Below are 23,785 nucleotides of genomic sequence, written 5' to 3'. Positions count from 1 at the left end.
TTCAGGAGGTTGGCAGGGAGGCGGCGAGCAGACCGGCGCCGACGGCCGCCGCCAGCAGGGCGGCGGAGCCGACGATCAGCCGGTCCCGCAGCAGGGTGCGGACCGGATCCGCGCCGCCGTGGTGTACCAGGACGGCCTGCAGGTAGCGGGAGATGGCCAGGAGGGTCAGGGGTACGGCGGCGAGCACGATGGCCTGGCGGTGCGCGCCGATCGGGGCGTCGGTGTGCAGGTACATCAGGAACGCCGCGACGGTGAGGGTGGCGTTGACGCTGATCAGGTGGTCGGCCAGGTTCAGGGTGTAGCCGCGCAGCGCGGGCCGGTACCCGGTGCCCTGGGCGGCGAGTTCCCTGCGGCGCTTGCCGAGGATCAGCACCAGGCAGGCGGTGAAGACGGTCGTGAGCAGCCAGACCGACACGGTCGCGCCGGTCGCGGCGTAGCCGAGCACCACCCGCAGCCCGAAGCCGGTGGCCACCACACTGATGTCCACCAGCGGGATGTGTTTGAGCCAGCGGCTGTAGGCCACGTTCAGCACCAGGTAGGCGGCCAGCGGCCACCCGGGCAGCGCGGGGCCGACGGCGAACGCCAGGCCCAGCAGTCCGGCGAGGACGCCGGCGAACCCGACGGCGGTGGCCACCGAGATCCGGCCGCTGGCCACCGGCCGGGTCCGTTTCACCGGGTGCCTCCGGTCCAGGTCACGGTCGGCGATGTCGTTGACGACGTACACCAGCGACGAGGCGAGGGTGAACAGCAGCACCGCCCAGCCGGTGCGGGCGAGCGCGCCGACGGTCCAGGCCGGGGTGTCGAGCAGGGCCAGCGGCACGGCCAGCACCGTCTTGGCCCATTGGCGGGGCCGCGCCAGCTGGGCTAGGTCGCTGGCGTGGCGGACCAGGCGCAGGTCGAGCCGTCCGGCCGCGGTCGCCGGCTGCGTCGGGTTACGCCTGCCGGCGGCGTTGGGGGTCTCGGCCGGAACCGACTCTGCCGTCACCTCGACCGGGGTCATGGCTGACCTCCTGCGTTAGAAGAAGACCCGGGCGGCGGCGAGTACGCCCTGCCGCCACGGGTCACGGCTGGTCGGTCCGCTGGCCGTCGTGGCGGTGGTGGTGGCTTGCTGGCCGCGCCACCACCGGAAGGTCTCCAGTACCGCGTCCTGGTTGCTGTGTCGCGGGTGGAAGCCGAGGCGTTGCCGGGCCCGGTCGATGTCGACGTAGGAGTCGGCCATGAGCTTGTGCAGCAGCCGCCCGTAGACCGGCGAGAGGCCGCTGCGTTCGAGGAGCGCGAGCGCGGCCCGGGCCGGACGGGCTGGCAGACCGATCACCCGTTTGCCGTGTCCGGCGGCGTCGAGCACCGCCTGGAAGTCCTCGCGGAGCGTGCCGAACGTCGCCGCCGCGATGTTGTACGTGTCGTTGGCGGCCTCGGCGGGCACCCGCAGCACCGTTTCGACGGCGTCCACGAGGTCCGCGACGTGCAGCATCTGGATGCGCACTGAGCCGTCGCCGAGCACCGGGAAGTTGCGCCCCTCGTGCGCCCACTGGAACAGCATTGCGAACAGTCCCATCCGGCCGGGGCCCAGGAAGGTTTTCGGTCGCAGTACCGGCAGGATCAGTCCGTGCTCGCGGTAGCCCACCGCGAGTCGCTCCGCGTCGGCCTTGGCGGTGCTGTACGCGTCAACCGGCGCGTAGGGGTGCTGCTCCGGTGTCGGCACCTGGGTGGGCAGCCCGTACACGGCGGTGGAGGAGATGTAGACCAACCGGGGCACCCGGGCGGCCCGGGCGGCGTCCAGCACGGCCCGGCTGCCGTCGACCACGATGGCCCGGATCTGCTCCGGCGGGTAGCTGGGGAGCGCGGCGGCGCAGTGCACGACCGCGTCGGCGTCGTCGAAGGCGGCCCGCAGCACCGCCGGGTCGCGGATGTCCCCGACCAGGTGCCGGTAGCCCGGTGTGTCGGGGGCCGCCCGTAGGTCCACGCCGGTCACCGCGGATCCGGCGCCGGTCAGCCGCTGCACCACGGTCGAGCCGAGCATCCCGGCGGCGCCGGTCACCGCGATCACCACAGCGAGCCGAACTTCTGCGCGACAAACCGGCGCAGGAGGCGGTTGAGCCCCTGGTCTAGGACCGCGTCGAGGGCGTTGAGGAAGTGTTCGATGTCGTCGTCGGTGGCAACCAGCGGCGGTCCGACCACCAGCGGGCTGGCGCCGTTGAGGGTGTAGTACGTGTAGATGTCGTGCTCCCGGTAAAGTGCGTTGATCACCGATGCGGTGATCACCTTGGTGCGGAGTCGCGGATCTCGGGCCAGGCCGGCTGGCGCGATCTTCGCGGCTAGGTCCAGCACCTTCGGTCCGCCGTCGAGGAAGACCCCCCACAGCGCCCCCGCACCGGTGACCTCGGCCACCGCCTCGGGGTGCTGCTTGGCGATCCGCCGCAGGCCCGGTCCGAGGAGTTGCTCGATGCGTCGCGCCCGGGCCGGGTAGTCGTCCTCGACGGCGATGGCGATCGCCTCGATGGCGGTGGCGCACTCCTCGCCGAAGCCGTAGTAGGTGGTCGACGTCGAGTGCATGAGCGCGTCGACCGGGTTGTCGTAGGCCTGCCGGAACACCGGCTCCCGGGCCACATATGCGGATATCGACGACTTGCCGCCACCGAAGGACTTTGACGTGGTCACCACATCCGGTAACAGCCCCGCATGGCGCATGAAGTAGAACATGCTGCCGGTCTTTCCCCAGCCGGTGTAGATCTCGTCGAACACCAGCACGATGTCCTGCTCGCTGCATAACGCGCGTAGCCCGTGCAGGAAGTCGGCGGAACACGAACGCATGGTGGAGGCGCTGAACGGCTCGACGAGAATGGCGTACACGTCATCGGGGTGCGCCGCCACAGCGGCGCGCACCGACTCCAGGTCGTCATAGGTGTACGAGACCACCCCGGGAATCCCCGGAAACGCGAAGTGGTTCTGCGCGGCGCCGGTCAGGCTGCCGGAGCCCAGCAGTTTGCCGTGGAAGCTGATATCGGCGTGCAGGATCGTGTTACGCCGGCCGCCGTGGTATTTGTAGGCCAGCTTCACCGCGCCCTCGACGGCCTCCGCCCCGGAGTTCGGCAGGAAGGACATGTTCAGGTCGCCCGGCAGCACCTGGGCCAGGTTGTGCGCCAACCCCGCCACGTACGGGGAGAAATAGGTCTTGTGCACCTCCATCCGGCGCCGCTGCGCGAACTGGCGACGGGTCGCCAGCAGGCGCGGGTGGTTGTGGCCGTGGTTGAGCACGCCCACCCCGCCGGTGAGGTCGAGCACCCGGCGACCGTCGCGCAGATACAGGTACGCGCCCTCGGCGTGGTCGACCAGTTCCCGGCCAAAGCCGAACGACGTCATCAGGCCGACCTGACTTCGGTTGACAAAACGACGGTACAGACCGTGTACGTCTTTCACCGAAAGCCGCTCACAGTCCTCGACGCTGAGTAACCCCGTCATGCGCCCCCCCTTCTTCAGTTCTGGCGCGGGCCTGGGGGCACGTCAACAACGACCACTCCCGGCGACACCGGACATTATTTCGAGCGGCACTGAACTGCGACTGGACGACGACTGGAACCACACCACAGGCCGACTGCGCACCCCGTTGGGGCGCTTGTACGAAACTCGCCCCGTCGTTACCGTGCACGAAAACATCACCGCGTCCGCGTACGAGTCCCGGCGGGCGCCTGGCCATTTGACATAGGTGGTGTTCGTGCCTGCGAACGTCTCGGTCGTCATTCCCGCCTACAACAGCGAGCGGACCCTGCGCGCCTGCCTGTCCGCGGTCTTCGCCCAGTCCCACCCGCCACACGAGGTGATCGTCGTCGACGATGCCAGCACCGATTGGACGCCGCGGATCGCCCGCGAGTTCCCGGCCGTTGTGCTGCTGCCCAACCCGGTCAACCGCGGTCCAGCCGCGGCCCGAAACCAGGGCATCCGGGCGAGCCGGGGCGAGGTGGTGTTCTTCGTGGACGCCGACTGCGCGCCGGCACCGGACGCGCTCGCCAACGCGCTGCGGGTGCTCACCGAGACTCCCGGCGTCGACTGCGTACACGGCATCTACCTGACCGAGCCGCTGTTCGACGACGGTCCGGTGGAGGCGTACCGCCTGCTGCACGCCCACTACTGGCGCATCCGCAACACCGGTCGGGTCCGTACCGCCATCTTCGCGCTCTGCGCCGTACGCCGGACGGTCTTCGACGACGTCGGCGGCTTCGACGAGAACCTGCGCGCCTCCGAGGACGTCGAACTCAGCGACCGGATGGCCGACCGGCACGGCATCTGGCTCAGCGCCGAGGTGACGTGTCGGCACGACGACGACAGTCGGTTGTGGCCGATGCTGCGCAAACAGTTCGGCCGCTCCCAGCTGCTCGTGCCGGTGGCCGTTCGGGAACGCGGCCCGGCGGGCCTGCGGGCCAACCGGGGCTCCGGCGTGCTGGCCGCGGCGCTGGCCGTCGGCACCCTCCCGGCGGGTCTCTTCGCGCCCGCCCTGTTCGCCCTGCCCGCCGCCGCGCTGCTCGGCTTCGCCGTGGCCGACCCGGGTCTGGCGCGGTTCGTGCTACGCCGGCGCGGTCCGGCGTTTCTCGCCTTCTTCCTCGCCACTCACCTGCTGGTGCACCTGGCGATCATCGCCGGGGCGGCGCTGGGTGGGGTGCGGTTCCTGACCGATCGGGATTTCGGCCCGTCCCGTCCCGCGGCGGCGCGGGCCGACTCGTGACCCCGGCACTGCCGGGCCGGGCCTGGGAAGCGGTCTTCCTCGGCGTACGGACCTACCACCGGCTCTGGCCGAGCAGCGCGAGGGCCCGCCCGCGGTGGCCGATGTTCCGGGTCGCACCCGGCGCGGTGGCCCTGACCGTGGACGACGGACCCGACCCCCGCTGGACCCCGGCCCTGCTGGACCTGCTGGACGCGTACGGCGTGCCGGCGACCTTCTTCCTCATCGGCGCACGGGTGGCGCAGCACCCCCGGCTGGCCCGGCGGATCGCCGCGGCCGGACACGAGATCGGCAACCATTCGATGCATCACCCGATGCCCTTCGCCGCGCTCCCCACCGCGCGGCTACACGATGAGGTCCAGCGGGCGCAGCAGCAGATCACCGACGCCGTCGGCCAGGCGCCGCGCCTGTTCCGGGCACCCAGCGGCGGGTGGTCGCCCCGGGTCCTCGACACGGTGGCGCAGGCCGGGCTCACCCCCGTGGACTGGACGGTCAACTCCAGCGACTGGAAGCAGCCGGGTGTAGCGCACATCACCCGTACGTTGACACGCAGCCGCTCCGGCCATGTCCTGCTGTGCCACGACGGCGGCGGCGACCGCCAGCAGACCGTGATCGCGCTAGCGGCGGTGATCCCCCGGCTACAGCGACGCGGGCTACGCTTCGTCCCGGTGCCGGCCGCACCGGGTCCGGGGCGCCCGAGCTACCCGGGGCGAAGCTGATGGGCAGCGCCGTGGTGCGGGCCGTCGCCCGCGTACTGCACTGGCCGCTGGCGGTGCTGATCCGCCCATACCCGCGGCTCAACGCGCTGCTCTGGGAGACGCAGTACGCCCTGGGCCGGTGGAACTACCTGGACCGGGCCGGCGACCACGCCACCGTGCAGCTCATCCACCGGTGGGTGCCGCGACCCCGGATCCTCGACCTCGGCTGCGGCTCCACAGTGAATCTGGCGCTGCCACCGGCCGGCTACCGGCACTACCACGGCGTCGACATCAGCCGGACCGCCCTGCGTCGCGCCCGGTCGCTGCGCCGCCCGCGCAGCTCGTTCCAGGTCGCCGACGTGCTCACCTACCAGGCCACCGAGGCGTACGACGTGATCCTGCTGCGGGAGGTGCTCTACTACTTTCCGGCCGAGCAGGCCATCGCGCTGCTGCACCGGATGGCCCGCGCGCTCGCCCCCGGTGGTGTCCTCATCGTCTGGCTGTACGACAGCGGCGGCGCGCACGCCGCCCTGGCCGACCGGATCCGGGGCTGCGGGCTGACCGTGCACGAGGAGAAAACCCAGCTCCGCGACGGAGCGCCGGCCGGGGGCACGTTCGTGCTCGGCCCGGCGCCAGCGGGCCAGCAGGCGGGCGAGGCCAGCGGGTCGCGCACGGCGGGCGAGGCCACCGGGTCGCCGGCGGGGGAACGGCGGTGAGCAACGCCCCGACCGCCGGTTCCGAGCTCTCCCGGTCGCCGCAGGCCACCCCGCCGGTGGTCGCGCTGGCGTCGAGGGCGACGCTGGTGGGAATCGTCGCCCTGCTGGCCGCGGCGGCGGCGCTGGTGCACCGCAGCACCGGGCGGTTCTGGGGAGACCTGGCCGCCTATCGCACCGGCGCCGCCGCCGTGGCCGCTGGGGACGGCAACCTGTACCAGGTCTCCTACCGGGGCGCGGACGGCATCGAGCTGGGGTTCACCTATCCGCCGTTCGCCGCCCTGCTGCTGCGACCACTGGCCGCCGTCCCCGCCGATGTGGCCGTGGGGCTCTGGACGGCCGCGTCGGTGGCCGCGCTGGTGGCGGTCGTCCGGCTGACCCTCGACGCCAGTAGCGTCGCACCCGGTCGCCGGCCAGTTGCGACGCTACTGGCGGTGCTCGCCGTGCTGCCGCTCTTCCCCGTCACCGGTCATCTGCAGGCAGGGCAGGTCGGCCTCTTCCTCATGTGGATGGTGCTCTACGACCTGGTACCGGGCCGCACCAGCCGGTGGTGCGGGATCGGCATCGGGGTGGCAGCCGGACTCAAACTCACCCCGCTGATCTTCGTGGGTTTCCTGCTGTTCACCGGCCGGATACGGGCGGCGGCCACGGCCACGGCAGTGTTCGTGGCAACCATCGGCGTCGGGTTCGCCTGGCGACCAACGGACTCGGCCTGGTTCTTCGGCGGTGGCCTGCTCGACACGGCCCGGGTCACCGGTGATCCCCGTACGATCCTGAACCAATCGCTGGCCGGCGCTCTCGCCCGAATTGCCGACACGCCCGACCTGGCCTGGGTGTGGGCGGTGACCGCGGCGGTGGTCGCCGCAGCAGGTACGGCCCTCGCCGTCCGGTGTGCGCGCGTCGCGGATCAGCTGGTCGCGGTGCTGGCGTGCGCCGGCACCGGGCTGCTGGTCTCCCCGGTCTCCTGGCACCACCACTGGGTTTGGTGGGTGCCCGCGCTGGTGCTGCTCGCCGACCGCTGCCGCCGGCACGGTCACCGTCTCGGGGCCGCCGCGCTCGGCGCGGTCTGGCTCGCGCTGGTGGCCAGTACCAGCTGGGTGCTGGCCGCGCCGGGCGGCTGGGACCTGCACTTCACCGGCCTCGGCCTGGTGTACAGCAACCTGTACGTGTTGATCGCGCTCGCCGGGCTGGTCCTGCTCGCCGGTTGGCTGCTCCGGCGGAACGCCGCACGCCGTGAGCCCAGCCGGCGTTACGCCCCGGGTTGGCCGGACGGCTTCCGGACCGCCGTACCCGAGTAGAGCTGGTCGATCGTGTCCCACCAGCGCCGGAGGCCGTCGCGGCCCACCGGGTCCGCGCCGAGCACGTCGGCGATGCGGTCCCGCAACAAAATGATCGACAGCTCGTGGGCCAGGAGTACGACCGACAGCTGCGCCCGGTCGGTGTCCCCGGCGACGGCACCCGCCTCGGCCATGCGGCGTACCAGCGAGTCGGTGAACTCCTGCACCCGGCGGTACGCCTCAACCGAGCGGGCGGTGTCGCCGATGAGCAGGTGCGCGAGGTAGCGGGTGGTGGCCGGCGCCCGGAGCGTGTCGGCCGAGGCGAGGAAGCGGTGGGGCGTACCGGCTCCGTCGGTGTCGGCGAGCGCCTCCAACGCGTTGCCCAGCAGGCCCAGCACGTGGGTGTCCACCGCGGCGACTAGGCCGTCGCGGGACCCGTAGTGTTTGATGATCAGCGACTGGGAGACCTGTGCCCGCTCCGCCACCTGCTTGAGCGAGGCCGCCGCCGGCCACTGCCCGCCGAACAGCTCCAGGGCGGCATCCCGAATGATCGCCTTCGCGGTGCGATCCTCGGGTACATACATGTTCACCACGGTAACAACCCGGGTGCTGTGCACACCGGTTGACCTCCCGACGCCCGCGCCGTCCGGCCATGCGGTCTCGCCGCGTGGCGGCGAGGCGTGGCCGGACGGATTGCGGGTACAGGGCGAAGGCAGCGCGAGTAGCAGCGACGGTGAAAGGTGGTGCCAGCGTAGTGAAGTTTTTGGCGATAGCGACCTACACCACCCAGGGCGTCAGCGGACTGGGCAAGGAAGGAGGGACGCGGCGGGCTGAGGTGGTCCGGGCACTTATCGAGAACTCCGGCGGACAGATGGAGTCGCTGTACTTCTCGTACGGCGAGCACGACCTGTACATCTTGTGTGACCTGCGGGACAACGTGGTCGCGGCCGCGCTCAGCATCGCCGTCCGCGCGGCCGGCGGCGGGGAGACCATCATGGTGCCGCTGTTGACTCCGGAGGAAATCGACGAGGCAGTGAGGCTCCCGGTCACCTACCAGGCGCCCGGCCGGTCGGAGTGAGGCCGGGCAGCACACCCGGCCTCGCCCCCCCGGCTCCGCTGGCGAAGGTGGTGGTGGCAGCAGCTACCTGGTTGACCAACGCGGGAACCCGCCCTGACCTCAGGTGCGGCGTGCGCGCGGGTGGGTCAGGTCCTTGCTGAGACCGGTGGTTCCGTCTGGGCTGGCGAGCGTTTCCGAGTGGTACCCCTCGCTGCGGTAAAAGTCGATATTCCGCAGGCTCTTGGCTCCGGTCGCTAGGAGGATGCGATTGCAATCGGAGGCGGCGTCGGCCTCGGCGGTACGCAGCAGCCACCGGCCCAGCCCTTGGCCGCGTAGGTCGGGCACGACGGCGAGCCGGCCTACGTGCCAGTCGGTGTCGAGGCTGCGGGCGCGCACCATCCCCAGGAGGCGGCCGTCACGCCACAGACCTGTGGTGTGCCACGCCGCGAGCCATTCGCGTACCTGTGCTGGCGACTCGTGTAAGGCGGGTATGTCCATGGTCTCGTTGGTGAGGGCCTCGTCCACCCAGCAGCAGCGCTGCAGTACCGTCGCCTCAGGTGCGTCGTCGCCGCTCAGCCGTCTGACGTAGGACCCTGGCAGCGGTCCGGATCGGCTGTCGACTCGTGCGTGTTCACGCAGCGGCCGCAGGGCGTTTGCGACCCGGACCAGTTCGTCCAGTAGGCCGAGGCCCGCCCGGTCGCGAGCCGCGTCGGGTAGTAGTCGTCCATCCGTCATTGCGTCAGTGAGACGGATCGCGACCGTGGCACCCAACGGAACCAGACGCAGCGTGGTCACCACCTGCTTGGCGTGCTGAACCGATCGGGTGCCCGCCGACGTGTTGCCGTAGCTGACGAAACCGATCGGCTTCCACGCCCACTCGCGGCGAAGATAGTCCAGCGCGTTCTTCAGGGTCGCCGGCATCCCGTAGTTGTACTCCGGCGTGATCGCGATGAATCCATCCGCATGGTCAACGATCGAGCTCCACCGCCGCGTGTGCTCATGCTGGTAGATGCCCGACGAGGGGTGTTCCTCCTCGTCAAGAAACGGCAGGTTCAAATCGCCGAGGGCCACCGGCATCAGCTCGACGCCGAGCTCCGCGGCGCGTGGGGAGATCGTTTCGGCCAGCCACTGGCCCACGTGGGGACCGAGAGCACCTGGGCGGGTGCTGCAGATCAGCAGAAGAACACGAACCGATTTAGTTAACATGGAAACGAAGTGTAGATGCTAGATTGATTACATGTCAACGAATCCGTCGATCGACGCCGTACGCTGGTTGAACCCGGACCAGGAACGCGCCTGGCGGGCGTTCCTGCGCATCACGGTCGCCGTCCAAGCCGGCACGGCGCGCGACCTAGCCGCGATCGGGCTCTCCGAACCTGACTACGAAGTACTGAGCACCCTGTCGGAACGACCCGGCCACACCAGCACCCTGGGGGAGCAGGCCGACAAGATGGGCTGGTCACGCAGCCGGCTATCCCGGCACGCCACCCGGATGGCGGCGCGTGGTCTCCTGAAACGCACACCCGACCCGAACGACGGCCGAGGCTGCTTCCTGGTGCTCACCGCACAGGGGCTAGCGGTGCTCGAAGACGCCGCACCGGCCCACGTCGAGTCGGTACGACGCCACTTCATCGACCGGCTCACCCCCGCAGACCTCATCGCTATCGAACAGATCGCCCGCAGGTTGGAAGAGCCCCAGGCCAGCGAAGACCGCCCGGTGACGTGACAATCGGTCGGTGACCCCACCCAGGCGTCCATGCGATCTCGGTTTGACCGCATAGCCCGAACTCCGATTAGGTGAGGCTGTGCTAACCACGGACTCCGGGTCGACGCCGCGCGCTCCGGCAGACTCCGACGATCGACGGGCGTTGCGATGGTCGCCGTGGCGGGCGGTGGTCGGCTTCGGAGTGGTGAGCCTGGCCGCCGACATGGTGTACGAGGGCGCCCGGTCGGTGTATGGGCCGCTCCTGGCCTCGTTGGGTGCCTCCGCACTGATCGTCGGTGTGATCACTGGTGCCGGTGAGGCGGCCGCGCTGGCGCTGCGGCTGGTGTCGGGGCCGCTGGCCGACCGGACCCGCCGCTACTGGACGTTGACCACCGTCGGGTACGCGTTGACGGCGGTGTGCGTGCCGCTGCTGGCGGTGACCCCGCGGTTGGGTGCCGCGGGGCTGGTGGCGGCCGCGGTGCTGATCGTGGTGGAACGGCTGGGAAAGGCCGTGCGGTCACCGGCGAAGTCGGTGCTGCTGGCCGACGCCGCCGGCGCGGTGGGGATGGGCCGCGGGATGGGCGTACACAAGGCCCTGGACCAGGTCGGGGCGTTCGCCGGCCCGCTGCTGCTGGCGGCACTCACCACCGCCGCCGGTGGACTCCTGTGGCCGGGGCTGGCCGGGTTGGCGGTGCCGGGAGCGCTGGCGATGGTCCTGCTGCTGCTCCTGCACCGCCGCGCCGGTATCGCGCACCCGCGTGACGCTGCCGTCGGCGCCCGGGACGAACGCGATGACCCCGCCCAGCATGCCTCGCTGCCAGCGTCCTTCGGATGGTTCGCGGTGGCCTGCGCCCTGTGCACCGCGGGGCTGATGACCTTCGGGTTGATCGGGTTCCACCTGGCACAGACCGGTCTGGTGCCGGCGGCGGGGGTGCCGCTGCTGTACGCGGCGGCGATGGCAGCGGCGGCCGTGGCCGCGCTGGCCACCGGTGCGGCCTACGACCGCATCGGAGCCCGGGTCCTGCTGGTCCTGCCCATTCTGGTAGCCCTGGTGCCCCCGTTGGCGTTCACGTCCGGCCTGGCGGTGGCCGCTGGCGGGGTCCTGGTGTGGGGCGCCGCGCTGGGGGTGCAGGACTCGACGGTCAAGGCCTTCGTGGCCGACCTTGTGCCCCGGACCCGCCGGGCCACCGCGTACGGCATTTTCGCCGCCATCCAGGCCGCCGGTGCGCTCGTCGGCGGTGTCGCCGCCGGCGCCCTGTACGACTCTGCTCGGGGCGGGCTCTTCGCCGCGGTCGCCGCCGCGCAGGCCACCGCGATGCTGATCCTGGTCCGCGTGTTGACCCGTACCCGCCCTCGGTGACGCTGCCGCCCGAACCGGCTCCCCGCCGGCCCCGGTCAAACCAGCCGCGGTGACCACGCCAGGACCGGGTCCGCAGAAGGGGGGGTTAACCCCCGGCCCGGCTGGTGGCCTGCGGGATGGTGCGGCGCTTCGCGTTCGAGGACGCTCAAAAGCGCATCCGGCATCGGGCCGGGTGCGCACCGGCGGACGGAGCGAGGCATGAGTACGATCACCGCACCGCACCGTGTGCAGACCGAGTGGCACCGGCCGCTGCTCGCGAACGCGGTCTTCATGTTCACCGTCGCCCTGGTCTCCGTCGGGGGCCTGCTGCTTGACGACCGGCAGCTCGTCGGTGAGCCGGTCTGGCTGAAACCGTTGAAGTTCGGGTTCGCCATGGGCGTGCACGCCCTCGTGTTGGCGTGGCTGCTCGGCAAGCTCCGCCGGGGCCGACGCCTCGGCTGGTGGCTCGGTACGATCTTCGCGTTCGCCGGGGTGCTGGATGTCGGGGCCATCGTCTACGCCGCCGCCAACGGCACCTTCAGCCACTTCAACGACAACACCGACCCGGTGGCCCGCACGGTACAGGCGTTGTTCTCCGTCGGCATCATGCCGCTGCTGCTGACCACCTTCTTCGTGGCGATCCTGCTGTTGGTCCAGCGCGTCGGTGACCGCGCGCTGACCCGGGCGCTGCGCGCCGGGCTGGGCCTGGCGGTCGCCAGCATGGTCGTGGCCCTGTGGCTGAGCAGCTCGGGGCAGGCCCCGCGGGTGGTGGCCGACGCCAACGGGCAGCAGGTGTCCCTGATCGGCGCGCACGGCATCGGCGACCCCGACGGCAACGGCATGCCGGTCACCCGGTGGAGTACGACCGGTGGGGATCTGCGGGTTCCGCACTTCGTGGGAATGCACGCCATCCAGGGGCTGCTGTTGCTCACCGTGGCCCTGGGCGCCGCAGCGGCCCGCCGTCCCTGGTTGCGCGACGAGCGGACCCGCGCCGACCTCGTCGGCGCGGCCGCCGTCGGCGGTACCGGGGTGTTCGCGGTGCTCAGCTGGCAGGCCAGCCGGGGCCAGTCAGTCCTGCACCCCGACCTGGCGAGCATGACCGCGTTCGCCGCGGTCGCCGCGCTCACCCTCGCGGCGGTGACCGCAGCGCTCCTGCGGGCGCGCCTCCGACCGTTAGCCATCCCATCCTGAGAACCTTTCGGACATGCTCTCCTCCGAGGTCCCGGTGCGGCGCCGCGCGATACCAACGCCGGCGCTGCCGGCCGGCGCGGCTGACTTCACCGAGGCGTGGCTGGCCAACCGCCGGCTCAGCGCACACACCCGGGCCGCCTACCGGCGGGACGTCGCCGGCTGGCTCGGCTGGTGCGCCGACGTCGCCGCCGACCCGCTGCGGGCACAATTCCTGCATGTCAACGCGTACGCGCGGTGGTTGGAATCGACGCCGAACGCCCGCAGCGGCAAGCCCCTCACGCCCGCCACGGTCGCCCGTAAACTCTCCGCCCTGTCCAGCTGGTACGACTTCCTGGTCAAGCTGCGGGCCGTCGAGACCAACCCGGTGACCGGAGCGGATCGTCCCCACGTTGACCGCGACCACTCGGCGACCATCGGGCTTACCCCCGAGGAGGTCAACGCGCTACTCACCGTCGCCGACCGCGCCACCGGCCCGACCGCTGCCCGTAACCGGGTCGCCGTGGCGCTCCTAGTCGACCTCGGGCTGCGGGTCGGCGAACTGGTGTCGTTGGACGTCGGGGACCTGGGCGCCGAGCGTGGCCACCACAGTGTCCGCTTCACCGGTAAGGGCGGCCAGGCCCGGCGGCGGGCCCTCACCCCCAGCGCCTCGGCGGCGGTGCACGACTACCTGGCGCTGCGCGCCAGCGCCGCCGGTGTGCCGGTGCACCTCTTGACCGGTGCGCTGCTGGTGACCTCGACCGGAGCCCGGCTGGACCGGCACTCCGTGTTCCGGCTGGTCCGCCGGCTCGCCCGGGCGGCCGGCATCCCGGGGTGGGCGCGGCTGTCACCGCACTCGCTGCGGCACTCCTTCGCCACCACCGCCCGCGCCGAGGGCGTGCCGTTGGAAGACGTGCAGGACGCGATGGGGCACGCCGACCCGCGTACCACCCGCCGCTATGACCGCGACCGGCACAACCTCGACCGGGACCCGGCGTACGCGATCTGGGCGGCCCGGTCCCGGCGCCGCGGCTGACCCTCCGGGGCCGGCGGCACCGGTCAGTCCAGCTGCGGCAGGATGTGGTGGCTGAAGTACGCCAGGTGATCAACGTCGAACTGGTGTGGGGTCTGCAGATAGAGCCGACTGATGCCCGCCGCGGCCAACTCCCCGATCCGGTCGACCACCTGCGTCGGGGAACCGACCAGCCCGTGCTCCATCATCTGCGCGGTGAACAGCCCACCGACCGGTTCCGCGCGCCGAGCCACCTCGGCGGAGTCCCGGCCGCAGACGAGCAGGACAACAGCCGAGCGGCGAAGACTCGACGGCACCCGACCGGCCTGCTCGCAGGCCGCGTCCACCCGCGCGCCCTGCTCCGCGATCTCCGTCAGGGTCGGGAAGGCAAAGTTGAACTCGTCGGCGTAGCGGGCCGCCAGGCGCGGTGTCCTCGTCGGTCCGGTGCCGCCGATGATGATCGGAGGGCGCTGCTGGGCAGGCTTCGGCAACCCCGGCGCGTCGGTCAACTGGTAGTACCGCCCGGGATGGGTGAACAGCTCGCCCGGCGGGGTGCCCCACAGGCCGGTGACGATGTCCAACTGCTCCTCGAAGCGGTCGAACCGTTCGCCGAGGGCGGGGTAGGGGACACCATAGGCGCGGTGTTCCGGCTCGTGCCATCCGGTTCCGAAACCGAAGTCGACCCGCCCGTTGCTCATCTGGTCGACCTGGGCGACCGTGACCGCCAACAACCCCGGCTGCCGGAACGTCGCCGAGGTCATCAACGACCCGAGTCGGATGCGTCGGGTCTCCCGGGCCAGCGCGCCCAGGGTCACCCAGGTGTCCGTGGGACCGGGCAGTCCCGCGGCACCTTCCATCGCCAGGAAGTGATCCGAGCGGAAGAAACCGTCGAGCCCGAGCTGCTCCACCGCCCTGGCGGTGGCGGCGATCTCGTCGTAGCTCGCCCCCTGCTGCGGATTGGTGAACACATGGCACTGCATGTGTTGATCCCATCACACCCCGTAGGAGCGCAGGAGTCGGCGGGTTCGTTCCGCGATCGGGAACGGCTTGTCGGCGGGGCAGGGGTACAGGTCCTGCTCGACGATGGCGAACATGTCGGTGTCGAGTCGTCGCGCGGCGGCCAACACCGGCTCCAGCGCGGGGAGCCCGTTCGGCGGCTCGCACCACACCCCCCGGGTCACCGCGGTACCGAACGGCTCGTCCTTGGCGACAACGTCGGCGAGCACCGCGGGGTCGACCTGCTTGAGGTGCAGGTGGCCGACGCGCTCGCCACAGGTGTCGAGCAGCTTCACGCTGTCTCCGCCGCAATAGGTGTAGTGCCCCACGTCCAGGCAGAGGGAGACCAGGTCCGGGTCCGTCGCGTCGAGGAAACGGGTAACCGCCGGCTCGTTGTCGATGTGGGTGTAGGCGTGCGGGTGGAGCATGACGCGTAACCCGAAGGAGTCACGGACCTGTCGGGCTAGTCGGTTGGTCAACACGGTGAGGTCCCGCCACTGTGCCGCCGTGAGGTGCGGCTCCTCGGTCGGCTCGCCAGTCCACGGGTCTCGCCAGTAGCCCGGCATGATCACGATGCAGGTCCCGCCCACCGCCCGTACGAGCGCTGCGGTCATCGCCACCCGGGGCCAGGTCTCCTGCCAGCCGCTGTGACCCCGGTGCAGGGACGTCGAGAGGGTCGCCGCAGCGACCCGCAGGCCACGGAGGGCGGTTTCGCCGGCGAGCCGGGTCGGGTCGGTCGGCAGATACCCGTACGGGCCGAGTTCGATCCACTCGAATCCGGCCCGGGCCACCTCGTCCAGGAAACGTGGCCAGGGAACCTGCCGTGGGTCGTTCGCGTACCACACCCCCCAGGAGTCTGGGGACGAACCAACCCGGATCCGGTGGTCCAGACGGTCCGATGGACTCATCGCCGACCACCGTCCTTCGCGGCATCCGACCGCAGGTCGCCGGATTCCCACTGGTGTTGGTCCTCGACGGCGCGCCGCAGTTCGTCGGTCGTGACATCCCCCAGGTATGTCACCCGGCCCACGCGGTCCGGCGTCGGGATGAGCTGCTGGCCACCACGGTGTCGGACGGCGTCGGACAGAGCGGCCACCAGCAGGTCCGTGTCGGCCATCGCGGGATGCCACACGTCCAGGCCGAATGAGCGGATCAGGCGCAGGATCCGGTCGCGGACAAAACGCCCGATCAGCCCCCGCCGCCAGCCGATCATGCTGGTCCAGGCGATGTCCAACGCCACCGCGTGGCCGTGGGTCACGGTGGGCTCAAGCCCTGGCGAGATGTTGTGCCCGAGGTAGCTGGCCCGGGCCGTCTCGCGCTCGAACGGGTTGCGTTTCAACTCCCGCAGCATCCACGAGATCGACCGGCGGAGGATCTCCTCGGAAGGGCCGTCGTAACTGCGGAAGCGCTCCTCGGCGACCCGCGGTCCATGCTCCTCGAGGAGCCGGAACAGGGCACAGTCTCCAGCGACAGCGATCTTGATGATCTCCGCGAAGCCATCCCGGATCTGGTGCGGCGGCAACGTCTGGAAGAAACGGGCATCGGTCATCGAGGACCGCGCGGGATGGTACAGACCGGCCCGGTTCTTCCATCCCGCGCTCACGCCACACTTCAGGGCGAACATCGAATCGATGGCGGACACGAGCGTCGTGCCGATGAAGTCCCACGACACGCCCCGCCGGTATTCGCCCGCCACCAGACCGAACACGTCGTGCAGCACACCGCCGCCGATTGCGATCGGCGGTTCGCCGAATCGGGCGACGCCGAAGGCGTTCATCTCATCGGAGATCCGGTTCGCGCTGTCGCGGGTTTTGGCGTCCTCACCCCCCGGCAACAGGCTGGGCGGATTGTTCCACTCGAGTCGATAGCGGTCCAGCAGCGAGATGATCTCCTTCTGGTACAACCCCCACGCATTCTCGTCGACGGCCACGAAGCGTCGCCGGGAGTGGTTCAGATCACCGAAGAGCTCCGGGTCGCTGCGCGGCGTGAGCTCCAGCAACCCGTCGTGCAGTGCGGTCCGCCACTCGACGGGCCGGGTAACCTGCGCCTCCCACTTCCAGGATCGGGGCATGAACCCTGGTTCCCGCCGGGCCCCAAACCATGCCACCCGCCCGCAGCGGCACCCCGGGGCCGACAGGCCACGCCGACCGTGACCGCCTCAGAAACCGCCGATCTCCGTCATCCGAACCGGTCGCCGCTCTCGCTGCGACCGCCAGCACGCCTCCGCTACCCGTAGCGCCTCCACCGCCTCCTGCCCGTCACACGGGTTCTCCAGATCCCCACGGGCAACCTGGAGAAAGGCATCGATCTCCGCCTCGAACGCTGGCGCGAAACGGTCCAGGAAATTCTGTACGGGATCCGCCGACGGGAACGTGGCCTCCGGCTCGACGGAGGTCAATGGGGTGTGCCGGTCGAGCCCGATAGCGATGGTGTCCGCATCCCCGCACACCTCCATCCGCACGTCGTAGCCGGCCCCGTTGCACCGGCCCGCGGTGGCGGCGGCGAGCGTCCCGTCGTCCATCGTCAGCAGCGCCATCGCGGTGTCGAGTTCCCCCAACTCGGCGAAGATCTGCGGCCCGGCGTCCGAGCCACACGCGTACACCTCGGCGACCTCCCGGCCGGTGATCCACCGCAGCAGGTCGAAGTCGTGGATCAGCGCGTCCCAGAAGATGCCACCCGAGGCCGACAGGTAGGTGGCCGGTGGAGGATCGGGCTCCGCGCCAATAGACCGAATGGTGTGCAACCGACCGAGTCGTCCGGACCGTACCAACGCCCGGCCGGCTTGAAAGCCCGCGTCGAACCGGCGCATCAGGCCGATCTGCAACGTCACGCCCTCGGCCTGCACCTCGTGCACGGTCTGTATCGACTCGGACAGGTCCGCCGCGACGGGCTTCTCGCAAAAAATGGGCAGACCCGCCCGGGCCGCCTGCCGGATCAACTCGGCGTGCGCGGCGGTGTTGGCGGCGATGACGACCGCCTCCGTCGAGGAGGTGAAGACCTCGTCAACCGAGTCCGCCGCGCTGGCATCGAGGCGGCGCGCCAACTCCTGGGCACGCTGCCGGTCGGCGTCGGCGACCACCAACGAGGTGACGTCGGCGTGGCGGCGAAGATTGGCGGCGTGGATGGCACCCATCCGGCCCACCCCGACAACGGCAATACGCATACCGTAATTATGGAAATACTTCCGCTGTGCGTCGCGGTATTCCGCACCATCGCCCGGCGGCAGGTCGCTACCGTCGCAGGGTGTGAACGCCGAGCCGCCGTGGATTCGGCCGTCGCAGCCGCGACGGCCGCTCCGGACCGGCCTGGTCGTCGCGGGCACGATGGTCCTGCTCTGCTGTGTTGGTGTCGCCGGGCTGGCCGCCTGGAACCTGCAGGCGGTGACCCGCGCCGCCGGGCCGGTACGGCTCACCGCCGACGGCTTCCTGCGACAGCTCACCACCGGGGACACCGCCGCCGCCTACGAGAAGCTCTGCGCCGACTCCCGCAGCCGCTGGAGCAAGATCGGCTTCAGTAGCTGGGTACGAACCCCGCCGACCGTAGCGACCTACGAGATCGTCGACGTCGCGGTCACCAGCCGCCGCGGTCGACCACAGGGCACCGTCACCGTACGGCTGACCCGCGACAGCGGCACCACCGAACAGCGGGATCTCTCCATCATCACCGAGGACGGCGGCTGGCGGGTCTGCGGCGACCCGTACTGACCCACCGGCCCGGGGAGGACCCACCGGCCCCCGGGACGAATCCGGTCAGCCGGACGTGGCCGGCCCCAACTCGCCGGCACGGTGGTGGCGCCGGCAGAGCACCTGGTAACGCACCTGGGCGGTCTCGGCCGTGTCGCCGACAACCACCTGCGCGCCCTCCCGCGCCACCCGACCGTTGACCACGCGGGCGTTGAGCAGCCCCTCCCGCCCACACCAGCAGAGCACCTCCACCTGGATCCGGGCCACCGAGTCCGCCAACTCGAACAGCCGCCGCGCCGCCGGGAACATCCGGGACCGGAAGTCGGTCGCCAGGCCGAACGCGTAGACGTCAACATCGTCGGCGTCAACCAACTCGGCCAGCTGCTCCACCTGCTCGACCTGGTAGAAACTGGCCTCGTCGCAGATCAGGTAGTCGACCCCGGCCCCCTCGGCCCGCCGGCTGCGGACCAGCGCGCGCAGGTCCAGTTCGGCAGTGACCTCCACCGCCTCGTGCGCCAGCCCGACGCGGGTGGTCACCCGCGGGCCCAACGACCGGTCGATGCGGGTGGTGACCAGGCCCCGCCGCCCCTGCCGGGCGTGGTTGTAGTTCATCTGCAACGCCATGGTGGACTTGCCGCAGTCCATCGGACCCCAGTAGAACCGCAGCGCCGCGGCGTGCAACGGCCGCCCCTGCGTGCCGGCGGACCCGGACGGCCCGGACGCGGGGGAGCGGTGGGTGGAATCGGCGGGGATGCGGTCGGTCACGGTCCGGCAGCCTAGCCCATCAACCCCGCGGCGACGGCGGCCGCAACCGACCGGCTCACAGCACCCGCGGCGGTCGGTTCCCCGCGGCCACGATCGCCCGACGCATCGGTACCGCCAGCAGCAGCACAAACCCGACCACGAAGAAGATCAGCAGCGAGACCAGGCCCACCCGGTAGGAGTTGGTCAGCTGGAACACCAGCCCGAAGGCGAGCGGACCAAGCCAGCTGGTACCCCGATCGCTGATCTCGTAGAAGCCGTAGTACTCACCCTCCTTACCGGCCGGGATGAGCTGGCTGAACAACGACCGGCTCAACGCCTGGCTACCACCGAGCACCAGCCCGATGGCCGCGCCGAGCGCCATGAACGGCAGCGGCGCCTCGGCGGGCAGCCGGAACGCGGCGATCACCACCGCGATCCACAGCACCAGGCTCAACAGGACGGTCTTCCACGCACCGATCCGCCGGGCGAGCGCGCCGAGCAGCAGCGCGCCACCGAAGGCCAGGAACTGCACCAACAAAATGGTGATGATCAGGGTGCTCTGCGTCAGCCGTAGCTCTTCGGTGCCGTACTGGGAGGACAGCGTGATCACCGTCGCGATGCCGTCGTTGTAGACCAGGAACGCCAGCAGGAAGAACAGCGTCAACGGATACGCCCGCAGCTGCCGCAGCGTACGCCCGAGCTGCCGGAAACCGTCGGTGAGCACGTTGCCGCCGCTGGTCAGCGCCGCGGCGGTGGGATGCTCGCGAAGCCAGCGCAGCGGCACCAGGGTGAACGCCGCCCACCACACCCCGGCCGAAACGATCGACCAGCGGGCCAGGTCCAGGGTGCGCTGCGGGTTGCCCTCCTCGGTGAACGCGGTGACCACGGCCAGGTTGAGCGCCAGCAACAGCCCCCCGCCGAGGTACCCCAGCGCCCATCCCCGGCTCGAGATCCCATCCCGGTCGTCCGGCCCGCCCAGCTGCGGCAGGAAGGAGTTGTACACCACGATCGCGGCACCGAAGGCGATGTTGGCGACCAGGAACAGCGCCCCGCCGAGCAGGTACCGCTCCCCGGTGACGAAGGCCATCGCGACAGTCGCACCGGCACCGACGTAGGCCGCGGCGGCGAGTAGCCGTTTCTTGTGCCGCGTCCGGTCGGCGACCGCGCCGACAACCGGCAACACGAAGACGGTGAGCAGCACCGACAGGGAAATCAGATACGGGTAGTACGACCCGACGGCGACCTTGATCCCCAACGGGTACACGTACCCGAGGCAGCTGTCCGCACCGAGCTCACAGCCGGCCGCCTGCTCCGCGACGGTGGTGAGGAACGGACCGAGGAACACGGTGATGACGGTGGTCTGGAACGCCGAGTTCGCCCAGTCGTAGAAGTACCAACCAGTGCGTTCCCGGCGGCTGCTGCGCGGGGTGGGGGGAGTGTCGTCAACGGCGGGGGCGGCGGTGGCGGACATGTCCGGGATCTATCCTCGAATCAGACGGCCCAGTGGCCGCGGCTGCGGTAGACGTCGCGCAGCACGCCCACGTGATCGGTCATGATGCCATCCACCCCAAGGTCCAGTAACTCGTGCATCTCGGCGGGTTCGTCAATGGTCCAGACATGCACCTGCAGCCCCAGGCGGTGACAGTAGGCCAGAAACCGGCGGTCGGTGACCCGCAGCCGCCCGTACCGCACCGGCACCTGCGCGGCGACCACCGACTCCGGCAGCCGCAGCCGCCGGCCGGCCAACGACGCCATCCGCAGTCGCGCCACCCCTCGTACGCCGAGACCGGTGGCTATCCGGCCCTGGGTCAGCGCCCGCATCCGGGCCAGCCGCGCGTCGCTGAAGGAGGCCAACAGCACCCGATCGCCGGCGCCGGCGCCCTCGACGGCGGCCACCGCCGGTTCGACGCCGGAGCCGGCCTTGACGTCGACGTTGAACCGAACCTGCGGCCAGGCGTGCAGCACCTCGTCCAGGCGGGGCACGACGGAGGCCCCACCGACGCGCACCGCCGCCAGATCGGCCCACCGCAGCTCGGCGATTCGCCCGGGGGAGCCGGTCACCCGGCGCAGCGTGGGGTCGTGGCAGACCACCGCGACGCCGTCGGCGGTGGCGTGCACATCGGTCTCGACGTACCGGTAGCCCAGGTCGATGGCGCGGGCGAACGCCGCGGCCGTGTTCTCGTCGCCCTCGGCGGCACCACCTCGGTGGGCGAATGCCAGTGGCGCTGGCGTGTCGAGGTAGGGGCAGGGGCCGATCAGCACGCCGAGAAGTATGCCGGCCAACACGGTCGTCAGGTAGTGGGCGACAGCCCGAAACTGGCGGGTGTCAGCTCCGACGGTGGGAGCGGCTGGTGTCGACCGGCCGCCCGGGGTCGACGTGGCGGGGCCGGTCGGGTTCGTCGGGCCGAAGCGGGGCCAGGGTGTCGGTGATCGCGTCGATGATCCGGTCGGTGGCGCGGCGGGCCACGCCGGGTGCTCCGGGCGTCAGGTCGGCGAGGTCGACCGGGGCGCCGAAGCGTACCCGGACCACCCGCCGGTGGGTGACGGTGCGGGCGAGCGCGCGTACCAGCCCTTTCGGGGCCCGGTAGGGGAGCACCTCGTGGGCGCCCCACTGCGCGACCGGGATCACGGGCACCCCGCAGCTCAGGGCGAGCCGGGCGACGCCGGTCTTGCCCCGCTCCGGCCAGAGCCCCGGATCCAGACCGATGCGGCCTTCCGGATAGACCAGGATGGCCGCGCCGCCGGCCAGGGCGTCGGCGGCCACCGTCATCGCCTCGGCCACGGTGCTGGCGCCCCGGTCGACCCGGATGTGCCCGGCGTGCCGCATGGCGGCACCCAACAGCGGGGTACGGAACAGCCCGCCGGTGGCCATGATCCGCGGCGCGATCCGCACCGAGTGGCAGGCGGCGGCGAGCACGATCGGGTCGAACGGGCTGATGTGGTTGGCGGCCAGCAGCAGGGGGCCGGAGCGCAGGTGCCCCGGAATCTCGTCGGCCACCTCCAGCCGGGCCAGGGCGCCGACCACGACGCGGGCGAACGGTTGTGCGGTACGCCAGAGCAGCGGCGCTCGCCGTTCGGGGTGACCAGTCTCCATCAGCGCTTCATGATCGCACGAGTACGCGCCCAGTGGGGCCGTCGACCCCCTTGATCGGGGCCATTGGTCCTGGGACCTCGGGCCCCCCGCCCCTGAGAATTCTTCTACGACCGGCTGTAGTATCTACTACGCTTCGTAGTAAGTCTGTAGATCTGGGGGTCACAGGTGGACGCGTTAGACGTCGCCCGTTGGCAGTTCGGTGTCACCACCGTCTACCACTTCCTGTTCGTGCCACTAACCATCGGCCTGTCCATCCTGGTCGCCATCCTGCAAACCCTCTGGCACCGAACCGGCGACGAGAAATACCTCAAACTCACCAAGTTCTACGGCAAACTCTTCCTGATCAACTTCGCGATGGGCGTAGTCACCGGCATCGTGCAGGAATTCCAGTTCGGCATGAACTGGAGCGACTACTCCCGCTTCGTCGGCGACATCTTCGGCGCCCCCCTGGCCATCGAAGCCCTGGTCGCCTTCTTCCTCGAATCCACCTTCATCGGACTCTGGATCTTCGGCTGGGACCGGCTACCCAAACGGCTACACCTGGCCACCATCTGGGCCGCCGCCATCGGCACCAACCTGTCGGCCTACTTCATCCTCGCCGCGAACTCATTCATGCAAAACCCCGTCGGCTACCGGATCAACCCCGACACCGGCCGCGCCGAACTGACCGACTTCGTCGCCGTCCTGACCAACAAGGTCGCCCTGATCACCTTCCCGCACACCATCGCGGGCGCCTTCCTCGTCGCCGGCTCCCTCCTCGTCGCCGTCGCCCTGTGGCACCTGATCCGCCGGCCCGACTCCCCGGACACCCCGGCCTACCGGTTCGCCGCCAAGTTCGGATCCTGGGTCACCCTGATCTCCGCCACCGCCGTCATGATCACCGGCGACATCCAGGGCAAGATCATGACCCAGGTGCAACCCATGAAGATGGCCGCCGCCGAAGGCCTCTACAACACCGAGAGCCCCGCCTCCTTCTCCGTACTCACCGTCGGCAGCCTCGACGGCAGCCGCGAACTCTTCGCCCTGAAGATCCCCTACCTGCTGTCCTACCTGAGCACCGGTGACCCCAACGGCACCGTGAACGGCATCAACGACCTCCAAGCCCAATACGCCGCCCAGTACGGCGCCGGCAGCTACACCCCGATCATCCCGATCACCTACTGGAGCTTCCGCCTCATGATCGGCTTCGGGCTGGCCGCCGCCGCGATCGCCCTCCTGGTGCTCTGGAGCCAACGCAAGGGCCGCACCCCCACCAGCCGCTGGCTACTCCGCGCCGGCCTGGTCATGCCCCTCCTACCCCTCGCCGCAAACTCCTTCGGCTGGATCTTCACCGAGATGGGCCGCCAGCCCTGGATCGTCTTCGGCGAAATGCTCACCCGCGACGGCGTCTCCCGCAGCGTGTCGATGGGTGAAGTCCTCACCTCGTTCGCCGCCTTCACCCTCATCTACGCCGCCCTCGCCGTCATCGAATGCAAACTCCTCATCCGCTACGCCAAGGCCGGCGTACCCGACCTGACCCCCGACCCCGACCCCGACGACACCGACGACGCCGAGCGCCCGCTCGCCTTCGCCTACTGATCTGCGGA

The 23,785-nt window shown here is 70.6% G+C and carries 24 protein-coding genes; 11 read left to right on the top strand and 13 right to left on the bottom strand.

All coding sequences use genetic code 11. The features are described 5' to 3' along the window. Nucleotide 1 precedes the first annotated feature (1 nt). From SALPAC2_RS0104865 to SALPAC2_RS0104855, 3 genes are read right to left on the bottom strand one after another with little or no spacing between them, the layout of a single operon-like run. Nucleotides 2-1,000: a UbiA prenyltransferase family protein gene (locus tag SALPAC2_RS0104865; protein WP_018215522.1), complete on the bottom strand. Its 999-nt coding sequence runs from the start codon at nucleotides 998-1,000 to the stop codon at nucleotides 2-4. Nucleotides 1,001-1,015: 15 nt separating this feature from the next. Next, nucleotides 1,016-2,050, bottom strand: a complete 1,035-nt coding sequence (locus SALPAC2_RS0104860) for an NAD-dependent epimerase/dehydratase family protein (protein ID WP_018215521.1) — start codon at nucleotides 2,048-2,050, stop codon at nucleotides 1,016-1,018. Continuing rightward, nucleotides 2,044-3,360 (bottom strand): aspartate aminotransferase family protein, encoded by a 1,317-nt coding sequence (locus SALPAC2_RS0104855; RefSeq protein WP_080636992.1) that lies wholly within the window; start codon nucleotides 3,358-3,360, stop codon nucleotides 2,044-2,046. The genes SALPAC2_RS0104860 and SALPAC2_RS0104855 overlap by 7 nt, the downstream gene beginning before the upstream one ends. 343 nt (nucleotides 3,361-3,703) lie before the next feature. Here SALPAC2_RS0104855 and SALPAC2_RS0104850 point away from each other — a divergent pair, with 343 nt between their 5' ends. From SALPAC2_RS0104850 to SALPAC2_RS0104835, 4 genes are read left to right on the top strand one after another with little or no spacing between them, the layout of a single operon-like run. Then, the gene (locus SALPAC2_RS0104850) at nucleotides 3,704-4,717 is read left to right on the top strand and encodes a glycosyltransferase (RefSeq protein ID WP_026184438.1); all 1,014 of its coding nucleotides are present in this window, start codon (nucleotides 3,704-3,706) and stop codon (nucleotides 4,715-4,717) included. After that, a complete protein-coding gene (locus SALPAC2_RS0104845; protein WP_026184437.1) occupies nucleotides 4,714-5,433 on the top strand; it encodes a polysaccharide deacetylase family protein in 720 nt (239 codons plus the stop codon). Before SALPAC2_RS0104850 ends, SALPAC2_RS0104845 begins: the two co-directional genes overlap by 4 nt. Further along, nucleotides 5,433-6,128 carry a class I SAM-dependent methyltransferase gene (locus tag SALPAC2_RS0104840; RefSeq protein WP_018215517.1) on the top strand — a complete coding sequence of 232 codons (696 nt, stop codon included), beginning with the start codon at nucleotides 5,433-5,435 and terminating at the stop codon, nucleotides 6,126-6,128. Before SALPAC2_RS0104845 ends, SALPAC2_RS0104840 begins: the two co-directional genes overlap by 1 nt. After that, nucleotides 6,125-7,423 (top strand): glycosyltransferase 87 family protein, encoded by a 1,299-nt coding sequence (locus SALPAC2_RS0104835; protein ID WP_018215516.1) that lies wholly within the window; start codon nucleotides 6,125-6,127, stop codon nucleotides 7,421-7,423. Before SALPAC2_RS0104840 ends, SALPAC2_RS0104835 begins: the two co-directional genes overlap by 4 nt. On the opposite strand, the gene SALPAC2_RS0104830 is transcribed toward SALPAC2_RS0104835, so the two are convergent. After that, the gene (locus SALPAC2_RS0104830; protein WP_033661791.1) at nucleotides 7,375-7,986 is read right to left on the bottom strand and encodes a TetR/AcrR family transcriptional regulator; all 612 of its coding nucleotides are present in this window, start codon (nucleotides 7,984-7,986) and stop codon (nucleotides 7,375-7,377) included. The two genes, SALPAC2_RS0104835 and SALPAC2_RS0104830, sit on opposite strands and share 49 nt — an antisense overlap. 170 nt (nucleotides 7,987-8,156) lie before the next feature. Here SALPAC2_RS0104830 and SALPAC2_RS0104825 point away from each other — a divergent pair, with 170 nt between their 5' ends. Continuing rightward, nucleotides 8,157-8,480 carry a GYD domain-containing protein gene (locus SALPAC2_RS0104825; RefSeq protein WP_018215514.1) on the top strand — a complete coding sequence of 108 codons (324 nt, stop codon included), beginning with the start codon at nucleotides 8,157-8,159 and terminating at the stop codon, nucleotides 8,478-8,480. A 99-nt stretch (nucleotides 8,481-8,579) separates the two neighbouring features. Here SALPAC2_RS0104825 and SALPAC2_RS0104820 read toward each other — a convergent pair whose 3' ends face one another. Then, entirely contained in the window at nucleotides 8,580-9,632 is a 1,053-nt protein-coding gene (locus SALPAC2_RS0104820) for a bifunctional NAD(P)H-dependent oxidoreductase/GNAT family N-acetyltransferase (RefSeq protein ID WP_026184435.1), read from the bottom strand. A gap of 100 nt (nucleotides 9,633-9,732) precedes the next feature. Here SALPAC2_RS0104820 and SALPAC2_RS0104815 point away from each other — a divergent pair, with 100 nt between their 5' ends. The 4 genes from SALPAC2_RS0104815 to SALPAC2_RS0104800 all read left to right on the top strand — a co-directional run bounded on the left by SALPAC2_RS0104815 (nucleotide 9,733) and on the right by SALPAC2_RS0104800 (nucleotide 13,706). Further along, the gene (locus SALPAC2_RS0104815; protein WP_026184434.1) at nucleotides 9,733-10,185 is read left to right on the top strand and encodes a MarR family winged helix-turn-helix transcriptional regulator; all 453 of its coding nucleotides are present in this window, start codon (nucleotides 9,733-9,735) and stop codon (nucleotides 10,183-10,185) included. 166 nt (nucleotides 10,186-10,351) lie between these two features. Then, complete coding sequence (locus SALPAC2_RS0104810; RefSeq protein WP_018215511.1) at nucleotides 10,352-11,524, top strand: MFS transporter; 1,173 nt, start codon at nucleotides 10,352-10,354, stop codon at nucleotides 11,522-11,524. A 198-nt stretch (nucleotides 11,525-11,722) separates the two neighbouring features. Further along, nucleotides 11,723-12,694 (top strand): hypothetical protein, encoded by a 972-nt coding sequence (locus tag SALPAC2_RS0104805; protein WP_018215510.1) that lies wholly within the window; start codon nucleotides 11,723-11,725, stop codon nucleotides 12,692-12,694. Nucleotides 12,695-12,707: 13 nt separating this feature from the next. Next, on the top strand, nucleotides 12,708-13,706 hold the full coding sequence (locus SALPAC2_RS0104800; RefSeq protein WP_018215509.1) for a tyrosine-type recombinase/integrase: 999 nt from the start codon (nucleotides 12,708-12,710) through the stop codon (nucleotides 13,704-13,706). A gap of 23 nt (nucleotides 13,707-13,729) precedes the next feature. Here SALPAC2_RS0104800 and SALPAC2_RS0104795 read toward each other — a convergent pair whose 3' ends face one another. The 4 genes from SALPAC2_RS0104795 to SALPAC2_RS0104780 form a co-directional block, all read right to left on the bottom strand. Next, nucleotides 13,730-14,662, bottom strand: coding sequence for an LLM class F420-dependent oxidoreductase (locus tag SALPAC2_RS0104795; protein ID WP_018215508.1), 933 nt, complete (start codon nucleotides 14,660-14,662; stop codon nucleotides 13,730-13,732). Between the two features lie 12 nt (nucleotides 14,663-14,674). Then, a complete protein-coding gene (locus tag SALPAC2_RS0104790) occupies nucleotides 14,675-15,586 on the bottom strand; it encodes a sugar phosphate isomerase/epimerase family protein (RefSeq protein ID WP_018215507.1) in 912 nt (303 codons plus the stop codon). Continuing rightward, the gene (locus SALPAC2_RS0104785) at nucleotides 15,583-16,749 is read right to left on the bottom strand and encodes a 3-dehydroquinate synthase family protein (protein WP_018215506.1); all 1,167 of its coding nucleotides are present in this window, start codon (nucleotides 16,747-16,749) and stop codon (nucleotides 15,583-15,585) included. Before SALPAC2_RS0104785 ends, SALPAC2_RS0104790 begins: the two co-directional genes overlap by 4 nt. A gap of 87 nt (nucleotides 16,750-16,836) precedes the next feature. Continuing rightward, nucleotides 16,837-17,841, bottom strand: a complete 1,005-nt coding sequence (locus tag SALPAC2_RS0104780) for a Gfo/Idh/MocA family oxidoreductase (RefSeq protein WP_026184433.1) — start codon at nucleotides 17,839-17,841, stop codon at nucleotides 16,837-16,839. Nucleotides 17,842-17,923: 82 nt separating this feature from the next. Between SALPAC2_RS0104780 and SALPAC2_RS0104775 the strand changes: the two genes are divergently transcribed. Continuing rightward, nucleotides 17,924-18,382, top strand: a complete 459-nt coding sequence (locus SALPAC2_RS0104775) for an Rv0361 family membrane protein (RefSeq protein ID WP_018215504.1) — start codon at nucleotides 17,924-17,926, stop codon at nucleotides 18,380-18,382. 45 nt (nucleotides 18,383-18,427) lie between these two features. On the opposite strand, the gene SALPAC2_RS0104770 is transcribed toward SALPAC2_RS0104775, so the two are convergent. The 4 genes from SALPAC2_RS0104770 to SALPAC2_RS0104755 all read right to left on the bottom strand — a co-directional run bounded on the left by SALPAC2_RS0104770 (nucleotide 18,428) and on the right by SALPAC2_RS0104755 (nucleotide 22,199). Next, the gene (locus SALPAC2_RS0104770; protein ID WP_018215503.1) at nucleotides 18,428-19,126 is read right to left on the bottom strand and encodes a thymidine kinase; all 699 of its coding nucleotides are present in this window, start codon (nucleotides 19,124-19,126) and stop codon (nucleotides 18,428-18,430) included. 55 nt (nucleotides 19,127-19,181) lie between these two features. Further along, on the bottom strand, nucleotides 19,182-20,576 hold the full coding sequence (locus SALPAC2_RS0104765) for an MFS transporter (RefSeq protein ID WP_018215502.1): 1,395 nt from the start codon (nucleotides 20,574-20,576) through the stop codon (nucleotides 19,182-19,184). Nucleotides 20,577-20,596: 20 nt separating this feature from the next. Then, nucleotides 20,597-21,367, bottom strand: coding sequence for a glycerophosphodiester phosphodiesterase family protein (locus SALPAC2_RS0104760; RefSeq protein ID WP_018215501.1), 771 nt, complete (start codon nucleotides 21,365-21,367; stop codon nucleotides 20,597-20,599). Between the two features lie 64 nt (nucleotides 21,368-21,431). Further along, on the bottom strand, nucleotides 21,432-22,199 hold the full coding sequence (locus SALPAC2_RS0104755) for a lysophospholipid acyltransferase family protein (protein ID WP_018215500.1): 768 nt from the start codon (nucleotides 22,197-22,199) through the stop codon (nucleotides 21,432-21,434). Between the two features lie 165 nt (nucleotides 22,200-22,364). Here SALPAC2_RS0104755 and SALPAC2_RS0104750 point away from each other — a divergent pair, with 165 nt between their 5' ends. Continuing rightward, the gene (locus SALPAC2_RS0104750; protein WP_018215499.1) at nucleotides 22,365-23,777 is read left to right on the top strand and encodes a cytochrome ubiquinol oxidase subunit I; all 1,413 of its coding nucleotides are present in this window, start codon (nucleotides 22,365-22,367) and stop codon (nucleotides 23,775-23,777) included. Nucleotides 23,778-23,785: the final 8 nt, after the last annotated feature.

The organism is Salinispora vitiensis (assembly GCF_000378825.1).
Taxonomy (GTDB): domain Bacteria; phylum Actinomycetota; class Actinomycetes; order Mycobacteriales; family Micromonosporaceae; genus Micromonospora; species Micromonospora vitiensis.
The sequence above is the reverse complement of the archived record's forward strand: the minus strand, read 5'-3'. Positions and strand labels throughout refer to the sequence as shown.